General features: G+C 39.0%; 16 protein-coding genes and 2 other annotated features. Of the genes, 12 read left to right on the top strand and 4 right to left on the bottom strand.

The genetic code is table 11. The features are described from left to right. Positions 1-29: 29 nt before the first annotated feature. The 6 genes from thiD (at position 30) to ABRT01_RS03050 (ending at position 4,468) form a co-directional block, all read left to right on the top strand. Positions 30-866 carry a bifunctional hydroxymethylpyrimidine kinase/phosphomethylpyrimidine kinase gene (gene thiD, locus ABRT01_RS03075; RefSeq protein ID WP_269411201.1) on the top strand — a complete coding sequence of 279 codons (837 nt, stop codon included), beginning with the start codon at positions 30-32 and terminating at the stop codon, positions 864-866. Positions 867-869: 3 nt separating this feature from the next. After that, on the top strand, positions 870-1,421 hold the full coding sequence (locus ABRT01_RS03070; protein ID WP_269411202.1) for a cysteine hydrolase family protein: 552 nt from the start codon (positions 870-872) through the stop codon (positions 1,419-1,421). 462 nt (positions 1,422-1,883) lie between these two features. Then, positions 1,884-2,183, top strand: coding sequence for a TIGR04104 family putative zinc finger protein (locus ABRT01_RS03065; protein ID WP_367746299.1), 300 nt, complete (start codon positions 1,884-1,886; stop codon positions 2,181-2,183). Between the two features lie 594 nt (positions 2,184-2,777). Then, positions 2,778-3,083, top strand: coding sequence for a DUF3995 domain-containing protein (locus tag ABRT01_RS03060; protein ID WP_269412447.1), 306 nt, complete (start codon positions 2,778-2,780; stop codon positions 3,081-3,083). Between the two features lie 404 nt (positions 3,084-3,487). Then, positions 3,488-3,697: a hypothetical protein gene (locus ABRT01_RS03055; protein ID WP_367746298.1), complete on the top strand. Its 210-nt coding sequence runs from the start codon at positions 3,488-3,490 to the stop codon at positions 3,695-3,697. A gap of 360 nt (positions 3,698-4,057) precedes the next feature. Continuing rightward, positions 4,058-4,468: an NUDIX hydrolase gene (locus ABRT01_RS03050; RefSeq protein WP_269411204.1), complete on the top strand. Its 411-nt coding sequence runs from the start codon at positions 4,058-4,060 to the stop codon at positions 4,466-4,468. Positions 4,469-4,632: 164 nt separating this feature from the next. Here ABRT01_RS03050 and ABRT01_RS03045 read toward each other — a convergent pair whose 3' ends face one another. Further along, the gene (locus ABRT01_RS03045) at positions 4,633-5,109 is read right to left on the bottom strand and encodes a small multi-drug export protein (RefSeq protein ID WP_269411205.1); all 477 of its coding nucleotides are present in this window, start codon (positions 5,107-5,109) and stop codon (positions 4,633-4,635) included. Between the two features lie 87 nt (positions 5,110-5,196). Between ABRT01_RS03045 and ABRT01_RS03040 the strand changes: the two genes are divergently transcribed. The 3 genes from ABRT01_RS03040 to serA all read left to right on the top strand — a co-directional run bounded on the left by ABRT01_RS03040 (position 5,197) and on the right by serA (position 9,061). Beyond that, on the top strand, positions 5,197-5,793 hold the full coding sequence (locus ABRT01_RS03040; RefSeq protein WP_269411206.1) for a TetR/AcrR family transcriptional regulator: 597 nt from the start codon (positions 5,197-5,199) through the stop codon (positions 5,791-5,793). Between the two features lie 222 nt (positions 5,794-6,015). After that, positions 6,016-6,243: a binding site (T-box leader), on the top strand. Between the two features lie 72 nt (positions 6,244-6,315). Next, a complete protein-coding gene (locus ABRT01_RS03035; protein WP_269411207.1) occupies positions 6,316-7,485 on the top strand; it encodes a pyridoxal-phosphate-dependent aminotransferase family protein in 1,170 nt (389 codons plus the stop codon). After that, positions 7,475-9,061: a phosphoglycerate dehydrogenase gene (gene serA, locus ABRT01_RS03030; RefSeq protein ID WP_269411208.1), complete on the top strand. Its 1,587-nt coding sequence runs from the start codon at positions 7,475-7,477 to the stop codon at positions 9,059-9,061. The genes ABRT01_RS03035 and serA overlap by 11 nt, the downstream gene beginning before the upstream one ends. A gap of 932 nt (positions 9,062-9,993) precedes the next feature. On the opposite strand, the gene ABRT01_RS03025 is transcribed toward serA, so the two are convergent. Further along, positions 9,994-10,629 carry an HAD family hydrolase gene (locus tag ABRT01_RS03025; RefSeq protein ID WP_269411209.1) on the bottom strand — a complete coding sequence of 212 codons (636 nt, stop codon included), beginning with the start codon at positions 10,627-10,629 and terminating at the stop codon, positions 9,994-9,996. 350 nt (positions 10,630-10,979) lie between these two features. Next, positions 10,980-11,214: a binding site (T-box leader), on the top strand. A 113-nt stretch (positions 11,215-11,327) separates the two neighbouring features. Here ABRT01_RS03025 and proS point away from each other — a divergent pair. After that, positions 11,328-12,725, top strand: coding sequence for a proline--tRNA ligase (proS, locus tag ABRT01_RS03020; RefSeq protein WP_439649448.1), 1,398 nt, complete (start codon positions 11,328-11,330; stop codon positions 12,723-12,725). Positions 12,726-12,872: 147 nt separating this feature from the next. Further along, positions 12,873-13,487, top strand: coding sequence for a DedA family protein (locus ABRT01_RS03015; protein WP_269411211.1), 615 nt, complete (start codon positions 12,873-12,875; stop codon positions 13,485-13,487). 182 nt (positions 13,488-13,669) lie between these two features. Here ABRT01_RS03015 and ABRT01_RS03010 read toward each other — a convergent pair whose 3' ends face one another. Further along, the gene (locus tag ABRT01_RS03010) at positions 13,670-14,668 is read right to left on the bottom strand and encodes an inorganic phosphate transporter (RefSeq protein WP_367746297.1); all 999 of its coding nucleotides are present in this window, start codon (positions 14,666-14,668) and stop codon (positions 13,670-13,672) included. Positions 14,669-14,681: 13 nt separating this feature from the next. After that, positions 14,682-15,299 carry a DUF47 domain-containing protein gene (locus ABRT01_RS03005; protein ID WP_269411213.1) on the bottom strand — a complete coding sequence of 206 codons (618 nt, stop codon included), beginning with the start codon at positions 15,297-15,299 and terminating at the stop codon, positions 14,682-14,684. A 169-nt stretch (positions 15,300-15,468) separates the two neighbouring features. Here ABRT01_RS03005 and ABRT01_RS03000 point away from each other — a divergent pair, with 169 nt between their 5' ends. After that, the gene (locus ABRT01_RS03000; RefSeq protein WP_269411214.1) at positions 15,469-16,509 is read left to right on the top strand and encodes a YkvI family membrane protein; all 1,041 of its coding nucleotides are present in this window, start codon (positions 15,469-15,471) and stop codon (positions 16,507-16,509) included. Positions 16,510-16,546: the final 37 nt, after the last annotated feature.

Raw genomic sequence — 16,546 nt, 5'->3', positions numbered from 1 at the left:
AATGAACAATAAGAAAGGAGCTAGTAGTTATGAAAAAACCGCCTCGAGTGCTAACGATAGCAGGATCGGCTGCAGGTGGAAGTGCTGGGATTCAGGCAGATTTAAAAACCTTTCAGGAACTTGATGTATATGGAATGAGTGTGGTTACAGCTATTGTTGCCCGCCACCCAACAACAAATAAAAACGTCCATCCGCAAACATTGGAGGCCATTGAAGCGCAGTATGCCACAGCGGTTGATCAGGTTGGACTTGATGCATTGAAAACGGGTATGCTTTTTTCCAAGGAAGTTATTCTAAAGACAAGTGAGATTATCCAAAAAGGCGCAACTGATTATCATGTTATTGACCCAGTAATGGTTGGGAAACTGGATTCGAAACTATTGGAGGACGACGCGATTGAGGCGATGAAATCGGAGCTATTCCCATTGGCAACGATCATTACGCCAAATATGCCAGAAGCATCTTTCTTGCTGGATGAACGTAAACTTGAAAATTTGGATGATTTAAAACAAGCCGCGATCGATTTGCATAAGCTTGGTTCGAGATATGTTTTGGTAAAGGGTGGTCGGTTAACAGGACCGGCAGTCGATGTGTTGTACGATGGGACCCAATTGACAACGTTTACTGCACAGCGCATTGATACGGTAAATACTAGTGGTGCCGGGTGTTCCTATTCAGCTGCCATTACGGCTGAACTGGCTAAGGGACATGATGTCATTGAAGCGGTGAAACTGGCAAAAACCTTTGTGACGGCTGCGATTGCATATGGTTTTACATATACGGAAAAGGTTGGTCCTACGTATCACGCAGCAATGCGGATGAATGGCGAACCGCACCAAATCATCGTTGAAAAGATGGAGGGATGAAAAATGGGGAAACGGGCATTGATTAATATTGACTACACATATGATTTTGTCGCCGAAGATGGGAAATTAACCAGTGGGAAACCCGGGCAAGCGATTGAGAACCAGGTTGTCGAATTGACCAAGGATTTTATCAAAGCAGGAGACTATGTGGTGTTTGCCATTGATGGACACGAGGAAGGCAATACGTATCATCCTGAGGCCGCGTTATTCCCGCCACATAACCTTAATGGCACAAGTGGGCGGGAGCTTTATGGGAAGTTGGCAGCTGTTTACAAGGAAAATAAAGCAGCCGACCATGTTTACTATATGGATAAAACCCGCTATAGCGCATTTGCCGGAACCAATCTGGAAATCAAATTACGTGAACGGGCCATTGATGAAGTACACTTAATTGGCGTATGTACCGACATTTGTATCTTGCATACGGCTGTGGATGCTTATAATAAAGGATTTCGAATCGTTGTCTATAAAGATGCAGTTGCAAGTTTTAATCAAACCGGGCATGAATTTGCTTTGTCCCATTTTGTTCACACATTGGGAGCTAAAGTGGTGTAAATGGGTTGAGAAGGCAAATGTTATATTTTAATAAACTAAAACTTAGATGGATTAAATAATGAATGGTGACGGAGTTTGTTGCTCTTAAATAAAATTTGATCCCCTTAAACCTCATTTTATGGCAATAAAAAAGAATCCGTTTAAAAAAAGATTGATCAAAACGGATTCTTCTTTTGCGAATTAGAATACATTTTTTATAGAGTGCATTTCTAATAATCCCCTTTGTGTTAAAATTAAATTGAATATTCGTATTGGAGGTACTCAATTTGCGTATCAATAATCAATACAATAGCATCGGCCCAGTTTTGTGCAATGAAGCCGCTACACATATTTCGGCAATAATGCTACTTGTTGGCTGATTTACTGCAAGATTAATATTTTCGCGGCTAATTGGAGTGGCTGATTATAGTTATTTGATTTAAACAAACAGGCCGAATTGCAGAATATAAGGAGGTATCTATTTTGCAAAAATGCCAAAACTGCAATATGCCATTTAGCTGGAGTGAAATATATAAATCGTTTTGGAGTTGGAAAGGATATAAACCAATTGAATGCGATAACTGTGGCAAGAAACACAAAATTACTGCTACTGGCAGGTTGATTTTTGTAGCACTTACTGTTTTGCCAATGTTGATTTTCATAAAATTCATTAGTTTCTTTCCGCCTTTTAATAATTTTTTGGTGGCGTTGGGACTGGCACTCGCTATTTTATTTGTCGGCTCTTTGGTTACACCGTATTTTGTTAGATTCAAGGTTGTTTAACTTTAAATACAGTTTAGTTCGGAGATGGATCTTTCCATTAACTGGCGCTAATCTCGAGTAAGAATGAGCACAATTACCATACAAAAGGCCAGATTGTTGAATATCAGATGTACAATTGAGGTGATTTATTTGATACAGGAGTCTGTGGAACAGGGTTTCCTTTTTACTTTTATCATTACGTTTATTATTGTATTGATTTTGAGTTACATAGGACAAAGAATAATTGTAAACAAGAACAAATTTGATAGTAAAACTATTCTAGTATTAATTGTTCAAAGTTTGGTTATAGCCTTATTACTAGCCACTGTCTTCTAAATCAATGTTTGGGTGAGGACGGATTTGATGCGAAGCCCCCGGATTTGCTACTGAAGGATTTATGGTCGAAATGCTTTGCTATTAGGATAGTTGACAGGCTATTCCTCACAACAGACGTATTTCCGGAATAAGGATATGCGTACTATATTGCAGAAACAGTCCATATTGTTGAACAAAAAACAAAATCACAAATATCGTTTGCTTCATTGTAAGAAAGTATTAAGGTAGTTTAATTTGAAACAAAGCTATTCTATTGGTGTTGGATTGCAGTTCTAAACTATTGCCGGGCTCCTTGCCCTTGCTTTTACAAACTCATGGGGCCGCATAATCCCGCGTTGGATTTTGCTTTCTGCCGGGTGGTTCATTGGTATATTTTTATCCTTATACGGTGGCGCGAATCTATTTATACGTGGACTTATGGCAGTCGGAGTGATGGCTACACCCGAATCTATGCATTCTACAGCAGCCCGTTGGCACCTTTTATTTTGGGATCCATGGTGGCTGCTTGGTGGTGTTCTGTTTATTTTGGCAGTTTTGCATTTTATTCGTAATACACATGAAGAAAAGCACAAAAGTCCCCGATAGGATTGATTGAAAAAACATGAGAGCAAACCTGCCTAATGTTAATTAAGGGCTATTTGTTCAATGACCGATACTACAATTACACTTGTTGCTAAGCCATATTTGAATGCATCGCCCCAATAGGAAGCAATGATGTCTTTTTGCATTTAAGAGACTAAACCCCTTCCCTTTTTCTTGGCTTCGTTTATGATCTCGTTGGTGTTGTTTTCTATCGCCTGCATGCGTGTTTTCATTTGTTCGTTGATACTGTTCAACTGGCTGCTGTTGCTTTCCCGCAGTTCCTCCCTTTCGCTGCATCAGTTTCTATACAATAGTTTTCCAATTTATACAACAATTAATTTCCTTTTAATTCATTGAAAAAAGAATTATTATATTACTAATAGACGAGAGATAGCGAGGTTGAAAAAATGAAAAAGAAAAAATGGATTACTATTATAGTGGTTTTAGCTATTTTGATAGCAAGCCCCTTTGCCTATATTTCCTATAAAAAGAAAGACCTCGAAACTGATGTAATTAATTATTTGACGACTGAAAAAAAGTTGCGAAAAGCAATATTGTTTCTAGCGTACCATTTATTGCAAATCTGGAAGGGAATAAAAATTTTATGGTCAGTATAAAATTGAAAAACGATGCCAAGACCTACTTTTACTACAAAAATGATAGCAGTAAAATAATTCTAGAATCCTATACTGAAAATGGAAGGGAACACGTAAAAAACAAGTAACATGTAGCTATTGAGTATATATAAAACCGAAACATAAATCTGATGGATAAAAATCCATTTTGATCAAACTTTTTTCAAAATAGATTCTTTTTATTTCATGTAGAATACAGGTTAACATGATATTTTTAGTCAAACTTTATTGTAAACCGACATTATGTGTTGGAGTTAACTGAACAATCTGATTAGCGGGTATAAAATGGAACATGAATAATCATTCTGGATAAAATTAAAATCCAAGGGGAGATGGTTAAAAATGAAAAGGGTTGATGTAGTATACGCACTTATTTATGACAAAAACGACCAGAAAGTCTTGATGGTGAATAATGAAGGCAGTGGCTGGTCTCTTCCTGGTGGGGCTGTTGAACAAGGTGAAACGTTGGAACAGGCGGTGATTCGTGAGGTAGAGGAAGAAACAAGTTTGAGAATAGGAGTTAAAGATGTTATTGCGGTGAATGAAGCCTGTTTTAAAGGAAAAGGACATCATGCTTTGTTCATAACATTTAAAGCAGAGATTATAAATGGAGAAGTCTCCATACAATGCAAAGGTGAAATTTTAGAAATCAAATGGGTGGATTTACAAACCGCGAATGAATTAATGCCGTATTACCGTGGTGGAGTAGAAAGCCTCCTAAAATCCTCTTCGCCTTATACATATCAGGATTAATCTTTTTCTTACTTAACATTTTAGATTCGTGAGGGATTTTTAACCAAACTTTATTTCAAATCCACAGGTGCTTCTTGATTCTATTAAAGCGCCTTTTTCTGAAGCAAGTAATAATTCGCAATCCATTGTGAGTTGTTTTAACGATAGTTCTTCGTTATAATACCCTATAAATTCACTAATGACGAAACTAATCCTTCTGCCACTACAGATAATGTTGCCATTACTACTGCAAGCGTACTAACTCCCAGATTCGTCCAAATAAACACTCGACTTCTTGAGGCTCCAAGCGTCATCATCGTACCGGCACCTATCTGGCTGCTAAACAAAATAGATGATAAAAAACATACTCCGGTTGCTCCAAAACGATTGAAGGTTCTTTTTATTCGGGGGTTAATTTTCACGGGTGTTCTATTCCTTTTGCAAAATTTATTACATATTATGTTAAAGCGTTTGTTAATTTCTGCTCCGAAAAGTACAAAAAGAAGGACACTAATTGCATTCCCAAGAATGGCCACGATTACTGCTGCAAAAGGTGAAAAGTTGAAAACGATGATTGCCGTTGGAACAGTTACAAATACTTCGAGGAAAGGGATCATACTTACAAAAAAAGTAAAAATACACTGAAGAAAAATATTTTCCATATCAACACACGCCTTTCCTCTTGCTAAGTCAAATGACTTAAAAAGTATTATAATACAATTGACTTAAAAATTCAAGGGAGTTATCATATGCCAAAAAAAATAGATCATGCGGAAAGAAAAGATCAAATTGTAGAAGCAGCGTTTCACATCATTCATTGCTTTGGTTTCGAAAAAACGACATTACGGGAAATCGCCAAAAAAGCGGAATTATCTTTGGGTTCTGTTCAATATTTTTTTCCAAAACAAAAAGACATATATATGTACGCAATGGATGTTATTTATCAAAGATTTGAAGAGAGAATGCAAAAGGTAGTACAAGAGGATCCGGGGGTTTTTGAAAATGCTGTTCGTATGATAAAACAGATTGTTCAAGTGAATACGGAAGAAGAAAGAATTGAGAATGATATATGGGTGAAATTTTCCATCATGGCAACAATGAACCCGGAATATCAGGAGACAAAGAAAGGATTTCGAGAGGTAAACCTTGATTTTGCAAAGGATATATTAAGAATGCTTGATAAGAATGGCTATATTAAAGATCCGATAAATATTAAGGACAGCGCAAACTCATTAACCATATTCATCCACGGTTTAGTTTTTGAATCTGTCATTTACGCACATTTATACAACGATCAAATTGTTGAAAAAGAGATCAGAGAATACTTACGAAAGATCTGTAACTGAGTTTAATGAAGTACAGGCCCTTTCGCACGGCGGTTTTTGAGCATTAAGGCCAAGTCAGCTCGCCCCACGCAAAATTTTTTCATATCATCTACATATGGCGTGTATGTTGACATGAAGCGTTTACAAATCCCGGGTGCTTTTTAAATTGTCAAAAAATACGGTTGACATTATGTGCAAATTTGCTATGATAAGAAAAATTGAATTTCTACCAATAAAAAATTGTTAAATATGGTGAAGAAGACAGGTACATTGGTCAGAATTGCAAAGAGAGCTGGTGGATGGTGTGAACCAGTCAATTCGCTGATGGACAGCACTTCGGAATAGATGGATTGAAATAAAGTAGATCCATTCGGAAATGCCCGTTACCCCTACAAACCAATGAAGGCTGGTGTGTCATTGACCAGCGAATAAGGGTGGTACCGCGTAAAGAGAAAACCTTTCGCCCCTTCGTATTTTACAGGGGGTGGAAGGTTTTTTGCTGTTTTTGTCAATTATTAGGAAACATGAGAGGAGATATTTTTTATGTTGCAAGATACCAGTTTACTTCGGATACCGGGACCAACGCCGATACCTCCGAGTGTTCAGCGGGCGATGGAAAGGCCGATGATCGGACATCGGGGACAGGAAACAAAAGAACTGTTAAAACGGATAAAGCCCAAATTAAAGCCTGTTTTTGGGACCAATGAGGATGTCATGATCATTACCGGCAGTGGTACGTCTGGGTTGGAAACGGCAGTAGTGAATGTTGCAACGGCAGGCGATGAGGTGCTTGTCGTTGTTACTGGAGCATTTGGTGATCGGTTTGCCCAGATTTGTAAGTCTTATCAATTGCATGTACACCTGCTGGAGGTTGCTTGGGGAGAAGCGGTTGATCCTGATCAAATAAGAGACTTCCTGCAACAGCACCCAAAGTTGAAGGCTGTGTTTGTGACATACTGTGAAACGTCTACCGGTGTATTAAACCCGATTCAATCGGTTAGTCGTGTCGTCCATGAAAATTCGGATGCACTCGTTATTGTTGATGGGGTTTCTTGTGTTGGTGGTGTCGAAACAAACATGGATGACTGGGGAGTGGATGTCCTTGTCACCGGATCACAAAAGGCCATGATGCTGCCGGCTGGATTAACATTTGTAGCCGCCAGCAAGCGGGCATGGCAAGTGATTGAGAACAATAAACAGCCAAGATTTTATCTTGATCTTCGCAAATATCGGGATCAGCTGGCCAATAATACGACCCCATTTACGCCTGGATTATCATTGTTATTTGGCCTGGAACAAGCACTGACATTACTGGAAACAGAAGGATTGGAACAAGTTTATCGCCGTCACCAAACGATGATGGAGATGATGCGGGGTGCACTTCAGGCATTAAGTATCTCGCTGCTCACAAATGATGAACATGCTTCACCAACCGTTACCGCCATGAAGCCAGAAGATATAGATCCGGAAGCATTACGAAAAAAAGTCAAACAGGAATTTGAGCTGGAATTAGCTGGAGGACAACAACATCTCAAAGGGAAAATCATTCGTGTTGGTCATATGGGATATTGTGCACCACAGGATGTATTACAGGTTGTTAGTTTGTTAGAAATAGGTCTGAAGCGGCTTGGGAAATCCATTCCTTTGGGGCAAGGCGTAGCGGCGGCACAGGAAATCTACTTACAACAGGAGGAAGCAAACCGTGACATATAATATTTTAATTAGTGATCCGTTAAGTGAAGATGGTATTTTTCCATTAAGAGAAGCGGACGATGTGGAAGTGGTCAAGGAGACTGATTTGTCCAATGAATTGTTGCTGAAGCGAATAGCTGACTTTGATGCATTATTGGTACGGAGTCAAACACAGGTAACAAGAGAATTAATCGAACATGCACCACGTTTGAGAGTGATCGGCCGCGCTGGAGTTGGTGTTGATAACATTGATTTGGAGGCTGCGACAGAAAATGGTGTGATCGTTGTGAATGCCCCGGATGGGAATACCAACTCAGCTGCTGAGCATACTATGGCAATGCTGATGTCATTGGCAAGAAACATTCCGCAAGCCTATTACGCGCTGAAACAAAATCGCTGGGATCGTAAAACGTATGTGGGAGTGGAGCTGAAAGGAAAGACACTGGGAATTATCGGATTGGGCCGAATTGGTGCCGAGGTGGCAACTCGAGCAAAAGGCCAACGCATGAATGTCATTGCCTATGATCCATTTTTAACCGAAGAAAAAGCGGAAAATTTGGGTATTGGTTATGGCACGATTGGCGACGTACTGAAGGTTGCCGATTTTATTACCGTCCACACGCCATTACTCAAAGAAACCAGGCATATTATTAATAAGGAAGCATTTGAGCAGATGAAAGATGGCGTGCGAATCGTCAATTGTGCTCGTGGCGGAATCATTGACGAGGATGCTTTGTATAACGCGATTGTTGCCAAAAAAGTGGCCGGGGCTGGGTTGGATGTATTTGAAAAGGAACCAATCCATCATCATAAATTGCTGGATCTGCCGGAAGTGATCGCAACACCGCATTTAGGCGCAAGTACAATTGAAGCGCAAAAAAATGTTGCCATTGATGTGAGTCATGATGTGGTAACCATTTTACGTGGAGGTTTGGCGCAGAATCCAGTTAATGTGCCATCGGTTCCACAAGAGGTGATGAAAAAAATTGCTCCATACTTTTATTTATCGGAAAAATTGGGGACATTTCTTGCACACCTGGAAGATGAGGCTGTTGAGGAGGTGCGCGTATACTATGCCGGTGAGCTAGCCGATATGGAGGTAGGCCCGCTAACCCGAAATACAGTAAAAGGGCTGCTGAAACGCCGTCTTGGTAATCATGTTAATGATGTAAATGCGGCATATCTGGCAGAAAAAAAAGATATCACCATCCGTGAACAAAAAACATCGACAACGAAAGGTTTTACCAATTTGTTAAAAGTGGAGATTCAAACAAAATCAGGCACCCGCCAAGTAGCCGGAACATTGCTGAATGGGCTTGGCGCACGAATCGTCAAAGTAGACAATTACAGCCTGGATCTTGTCCCAGAAGGGCATATGGTGTTTATTCGGCATAAAGACCAGCCCGGCGCCATCGGACGGGTTGGCAGTCTATTGGCAGAAAATAATGTCAATATCGCGACCATGCAAGTAGGCCGTACGGAAATTGGCGGAGATGCAATTATGATGTTGATTATTGATAAACAATTGCAACAGGAGGGATTGGATCAGCTGAAGGGATTAGCGGATATTTATCATGCGACGGAAGTGGATTTGTAATGGTATTTAAATTGTTAGTCTTTACAGTAGCCTTCATCAATGAGAGTCATTTAAATAAAATAAACAATGACAATAACAAATGTTGTGGTTTTGTTGCGTTGCGTTGCGTATATTGTTGGATAAATGACATGGTTTCTTTACAGTCAACCTTGAAGCTTAACTAAACCAATTACCGTCATTATACTTAGCTAGGTATCGTGTGTAGCATTGGGAGAGTATCATATTTTTTTCTCCTATTTATCTAATTTTAACAAGAAGTATTGAAGTCTCACTGGTCTGTGAGACTTCAATTAGTTACCCTTCGTATTTAAAATTAAATGGTGAGTTATTTAAAATGATGAAAACCCTATGTTTATTGTTTTTAAGGGGATAAGATAGTTACCCTTGTTATTGTTTCATTCTTCATTGGATATGTTTCCTTGTTTGGTCCATTTACGTTAATAGAAATATAATCTCCATTTTGTAGGCCATCCATTTTGCTGGAAGGGATTTCAATTAAATTTAAAGGGCCTATTTTTTCAAAGTAGTCCATGTAATCCTTGGACGATTCTTTTTTCTTCTTTGTTACATTTGATAATATGGGTTACTACCGGAAAAAAGCGAAATTCGTGCACTAAACATGTAGGAATGACAAGCGTACGTCAAGCGTTTTATTCCTTGAACAGTCTAGGAAGTGGGTAGTGAGAAATCCAATTGTTGGTTGGAATAAAGTTTGATCAGAAGTATACTGAAAATTTATATCTTAAGCTAAACGATAAGAATAAGAACCCGTTTTGAAAAATGATTGATCAAAACGGGTTCTTATTCTTTGTGAAATATGTTGCAACTTTTATAACAGGGTTTGATCATTTTCTACTGTTGATCTTAAAAAATCGCACCCATTAACGAGACAAGGTAACCAGTATTTGGTCTATAAATCTAAGATAAGCGAATCATATCTGCATAAAATCAACAAACTGATTAACGCTGTTAAAAAAAGAATCGGGTTCTATTTCAAATTCAACAGTTTGGTAATCTTGCAACCACTTAACCCCTACCGTATGTACATTTGCTTCTTTTCCTGCTTGAATATCTGCATCACTATCTCCAATAAACATAGCCTCATTATTTTCCACACCTAATAATGATAATGCCTTGATTACACCTTCAGGATGAGGTTTTGGGCACATAACATCATCGCCTGTTATGATGACATCAAAGCAATTATCCATTTGAAGAGCCTTTAATGAAATATCTAAACTCCTTCTGGCTTTTCCCGTAACTATCCCTAGTTTAATACCATTATCCCGTAAATGCTTTATCATTTCATCAATTTCCGCATTATATTTGACCAAGTTAGAGTGGTTCTCTAAATACTTTTCATAATACAATTCAATGGCTTTCTCTTTATTGAAGTTTGTAAGGTTTTCTTTAATAATTCCTGTTTCTGAAGGTCCAAACATTGCTTTAATTTCCTCAGGAGAAAGGTCTTTATTGTCAAATTCCTTGAAGACATTCTGAAAGGCATAATAACAAATTGGTAAGGTATTCGCTAAGGTTCCATCAAAGTCAAAAATAACAGCTTTCATAGCAACTCATCCCTTCTTTTCTCCTTCAAATATTACCAATTTAAGAATTTTGAAAGGAGTGATTCATAATTTTTTGTCAAATAACAAATATTTTTTATTAACTAATCTGGATCATTTGTTGAATGGTCATCATCCATCTTGTCAATGAAAAAATATATTAACATTTTAATTTTCTCCTCTATTGTCAAAACTGTCAATACTATTCATACGTCACCACACTAACAGTTATCTATCGGATCCTTGTCTGACCCTATTTTTATCGTTTAGTATTGGTGTATCAGTTAACAAAAGGCTATAAATTAAAAGGCTTGACATTGCCTTTACATCCATATATATTAAGACATACAATAAATGAAACGTTGACAAGGACTAGTACAATGCGAATGTCTTTAGCAGAGAGGAAATGGCTGGTGCGAATTTCCAAAGACATGATTGGAACCTGCCTTTTGAGTTCGCGAAGATACGCGCGGTTCATAACCGTTATCAAGTAAAGTGGCAAGACAGAAGTTAGAGGCCGGATATCAGACGCCGGAAAAGTACTTTTGATTGCAACAAGGGTGGTACCACCAAACCTCGGTCCCTTATTTGGGCTCCGAGGTTTTTTTATGGGACAAGGGAACCGTCCCGTTGTCCCAAATTTTTTAAAGAGGTGAATTGGATTGGGTAAGAATAAACAATTTGTTGAAAGAATAACGGCAATGGAGGATGATTTCGCCCAGTGGTATACGGATGTGGTGAAACAGGCTGAGCTTGTTGATTATGGGGCAGTTAGAGGCACCATGATTATCAAGCCATACGGATTTGCTATTTGGGAAAATATTCGTGATGAACTGGATAGGAAATTTAAAGAGACCGGGCATTCCAATGTTTATTTTCCATTATTTATTCCGGAAAGTATGCTGCAAAAAGAGAAGGATCATATTGAAGGTTTTGCTCCGGAAGTGGCGTGGGTAACGCATGGTGGTGAAGAAGAACTGCAAGAACGGATTTGTGTTCGTCCGACTTCAGAAGTGTTGTTCGGTGATTATTATGCAAAAAATATTCATTCCTACCGTGATCTGCCAATGCTGTATAACCAATGGAGCAATGTCGTTCGCTGGGAAAAAACAACCCGCCCATTCTTGCGCACATCGGAATTTTTATGGCAAGAAGGACATACATGCCATGCAACCACAGAAGACGCACAAGAAGAAACAGCCAGAATGCTCGATATTTATCGGGATGTCTGCGAACACTATTTGGCAATTCCGGTAATCAGTGGGCGGAAAACGGAAATGGAAAAGTTTGCCGGAGCTGAATATACATTAACAATCGAGAGTCTGATGCATGATGGAAAGGCCTTGCAATCGGGAACATCACACTATTTAGGAACTGGTTTTGCCGAAGCATTCGATATTCGTTATTTGGATAAAGAGGGAACCCAGCAGCCTGTCCATCAAACATCATGGGGCATGTCCACCCGTATTATGGGCGCATTGATCATGGTTCATGGCGATAACCGTGGGCTAGTGATTCCACCAAGAATTGCACCAACGCAGGCAATCATCGTGCCAATCGCCCAGCATAAAGAAGGTGTGTTGGATAAAGCATATGATTTGCGCGACCAGTTGAAAAATCTCGTACGTGTTGGTATCGATGCCAGTGATAAGACGCCAGGCTGGAAATTTAATGAATCCGAGATGAAAGGGATCCCGGTAAGAATTGAGGTGGGTCCAAAAGATATCGAAAAAGACCAAGTCGTTCTTGTTCGCCGCGATACGGGTGAAAAGGAATTCGTTGCGCTAAATGAACTGGAGAACCGACTGCCGGCATTATTGGAAGAAATTCAGCAAGGGTTATACGATAAGGCATTAACCCATCGTAATGAAGAAACATCGGTAGCAACGAACATGGAAGAATTTGCACAAACGCTTGAAAAGAAACCAGGATTTATTAAAGCGATGTGGTGTGGCGATACCGCATGTGAGGAAAAAATTAAAGAAGAAACATCAGCAACCTCCCGCTGTATTCCATTTGAACAGGAAAAAGTTGCCGATACTTGCGTCTGCTGCGGAAAAGAAGCGAAAGAACTTGTTTATTGGGCAAAGGCATATTAATCAGATGAAAAAACCGAGCGCTGCCAAGTCGCTCGGTTTTTTCACCCGCCAGTCGGGAGAGCGTTACCTCTATAAAAAGACAAACATATCCACTATACTATTAGAGTATTATTAATAATGGACAATCCATCATTATGGAGGTTTATCATGCAAACATGGGTAATAGATATAATGGAGCAATTCGGCTATGTGGGGATTTTGTTCATGATGGCTTTGGAAAATCTATTTCCTCCGATACCATCAGAGGTGATTCTCCCGTTTGCCGGGTTTATGACGACAACAACTTCATTGACCATTATGGGGGTTGTTATAACCTCGACAACCGGATCGGTACTCGGTGCGATCATTCTTTATGGAATTGGTAAACTTATTGATGTAGAACGAATGGAGAAAATAGTTGGTAGATGGGGGCATATCATTCGGGTTAAAAAAGAAGACATTCGTAAAGCGGACGAGTGGTTTGACAGGTATGGCTATTGGACTGTACTATTTTGCAGGATGATTCCGCTGGTACGAAGTCTGATTTCGATTCCGGCGGGTATGTCTCATATGGAATTTTGGTTATTCTTGCTGTTTACGATGATTGGTACCGTAGTATGGAATGTTATACTTATTCTAATAGGTGCTGTATTGGGTGAATCATGGACAGACATTCTTCAGTTTATGGATGCATATTCAACCATAACGTACATCTTTATTGGGGTCGGAGTGGTTTGTTTGATCGGTTTATTGATTTGGAAGAAAATAAATAATAAACGGTAGCCTGCTAATTGCAATGTGTCACACACCCTTGATGCATTATCATTCTTCGTCGTAGGTCTTATGAATTGAAGCGGATTGAACGAATATAGACGCCTTTTTAGTTAAAGTTGTTTAGTTTATAGCATTAATAATATGTGATCAAAAAAGCTTGGTTACCAGAGTTGGAAACCAAGCGATTTTTTTTATAAAAACAAGTTCAAAATGAAATAAAATATTCCTGCAAGGGTAGCAGTAACCGGTAGCGTGATAACCCAGGTGATGACCATTCGTTTACCGACGCCCCAATTAACGCCTTTTATACGATGGGAGGCACCAACACCTAATATTCCAGAAGAAATAACGTGTGTCGTACTAATGGGCAAATGAATAACCGTTGCCCCGAATATGACGGCTGCACCTGTTAAATCTGCAGCTACACCATTGACAGGACGAATCTTCATAATCTTGCCGCCAACTGTTTTAATAATCCGCCAGCCGCCGACAGATGTACCAAGCCCCATCGTGATGGCACAGGAAAGCTGCACCCAAAACGGGATTGCAATAGAGTCATGCATACCTCCAACAATCAGTGCCATCGTAATAATACCCATCGATTTTTGTGCATCATTGGTACCATGGGAAAACGACTGCAGGGCAGCTGTGAAAATTTGTACAATGCGAAAGCGTTTATTTGTTTTCGCCAAATTACTATTCTTAAATATCGCTTTAATAATCTTGTAGACAATGAACCCAACAACAAAAGCAAGAAGCGGCGAAACTATTAAGGCTGTTATAATCTCTGTAAGCCCCATAAAGTTGATAGCAGCAAATCCTGTCGATGCAATAACCGCCCCGACAACTGATCCGATAATCGCATGAGACGAGCTACTTGGAATCCCAAAATACCAGGTAAGCAAGTTCCAGACGATTGCGGCGATTAATGCTGCCAAAATTACAACCATTCCATTTTCCAGTTCAAACGGGTTCGTAATACCACTAGTGATTGTCTTGGCAACTCCAGTGAATGTTAATGCCCCGATTAAATTCATTACTGCTGCCAACATAACTGCTTTTCTAGGTGATAAAGCCTTTGTTGAAACAGAAGTAGCAATGGCATTTGCCGTATCATGAAATCCGTTGATAAAGTCAAACACAAGAGCAAAAACTACGATTAACATGATGGTTATCAATAGAATGTCCATATTCATCCCTCAATTACGCGTTTTTCATGATTATACTTTGGAGTATATTAGCTACATCTTGACAATAGTCAGCAATTTCTTCCAGTGTTTCATATAATTCTTTGTATTGAATCACTTTGATTGGATCTTTCTCTGATTGGAAAAGATTCCTTAAAGACGCGCGGTATAAATCATCACAATTACTTTCATATTCCTTAATTTTAATTGCATGCGGTTCAACATCTTTTAATCTGTTGTCAGCAATTAATTGCATGGCAGCTAAAATTTCTTTCGTGCATTTTGATACGTCGGCTGTGAATTGATCTATATAATGATCAGAGGACAAGATTTGATAGATATCCATCATTGCTGCAAATTCTTCCATACCATCGATGATATCGTCCAAATTCATGGTTAGCTGCATGATATCTTCTCGCTCAATCGGCGTAATGAAGGCTTGGCTCAAATCCTTGATCACCTCATGCACCTTGTCGTCTGCCTCTGACTCATACTGTTTGATCGTGTCAGCGAATTCCTTTAAAGTCAGGGGGTCTTTCACCTTGTAATTCACTAAAAAATCCGCTGACTTGTCCAAATGATGTGCAAAATCTACCAGGTAGAGCGAAAATTTGTCTGCCTTTTTTTTGAACATTTCATAACCTCCAGTTGAAATTTCACGGAAAAAATCCTAGCATATCATATCAAATATTGTCGGCTAAAACAATATTGTTACCGAAAAATACAAACTTTTGTCAGATTAATAAAAGCTTGTCCTTTTATTCCCTTCATTATCATAAAAATAATGATGAGGTGAATGGATAATGAATCAACGGGTTTCTATATTCATTTTAGCTGCAACATATGTTGGATCAGTTGTCGGTGCAGGTTTTTCATCGGGGAAAGAAATCGTTACATTTTTTAGTTTAAATGGGGTTTTGGGAACGTTGGGTATTGCCGTGAGCGGATTTTTGTTTATGGTGGCTGGTATGAAGATTATGGTCATTTCAGCCAGGATTCAAGCTTATTCATTTCGGGAATTTAATGCATATTTATTTGGTGCCAGGATTGGTAAAGTTGTTAATCTACTCATTTTTATAATTACTGTTTGCGTTACCTCCGTCTTGTTATCAGGTGCTGGGGCTGTTTTTCATGAACAGCTTGGAATTCCTTTTCAAGTTGGGATTATTGTTACGCTCTTACTCTGTTATATCGTAATATTGAAAGGTTTGAAAGGAATTTTTGCAATCAACGCATACACCGTTCCGATCATGATTATCTTCAGTCTGTTTGTGGCGTTGGCTATTTTTGATCAACATCCGCATGAGCTTTTGGAGCTGGTCATTCCGGAGCAAACATTGGCAGGTTCATCGTGGGCGGTTTCTCCTTTTACATATTCTGCATTTAATATCATGACCGCACAAGTCGTGCTTGTACCACTTGGAAATGAAATTCGTGATGAGCGTATTCTTAAATGGGGAGGGTTTTTAGGTGGGCTGGTTCTATTCTTCTTATTATTAATGAATCATTTTTCATTATCTGCCTTTCCAGAAACATTTTTATACGAGATTCCGATGGCTGAGATTGTCATACGCTTCGGAACCGTTATTCATATCTTGTTTTTATTTGTCATTTATGGAGAGATCTTCAATTCTGTTATCGGAAACGTTTTTGGGATAAGTCGGCAATTGGAGGCAACATTTGGTCTCCGTTATCATCACACTGTTTTGATGATCCTATTTGTGATATTTCTGGTAAGTCAGGCGGGGTATGGAAAGTTAGTTACTGTATTGTACCCACTTTTGGGATACATGAGTTTGTTTGCTCTTCTATTTTTGTTATTTAAAAAAATGCCCGCGAAATAATGGGGAAATCAGTTGGTAAAGCATTAAATGAATTTAA

The organism is Lentibacillus sp. L22 (genome assembly GCF_040812445.1).
GTDB lineage: Bacteria > Bacillota > Bacilli > Bacillales > Amphibacillaceae > Lentibacillus_C > Lentibacillus_C daqui.
This window is presented reverse-complemented; position numbering and strand designations above follow the sequence as displayed.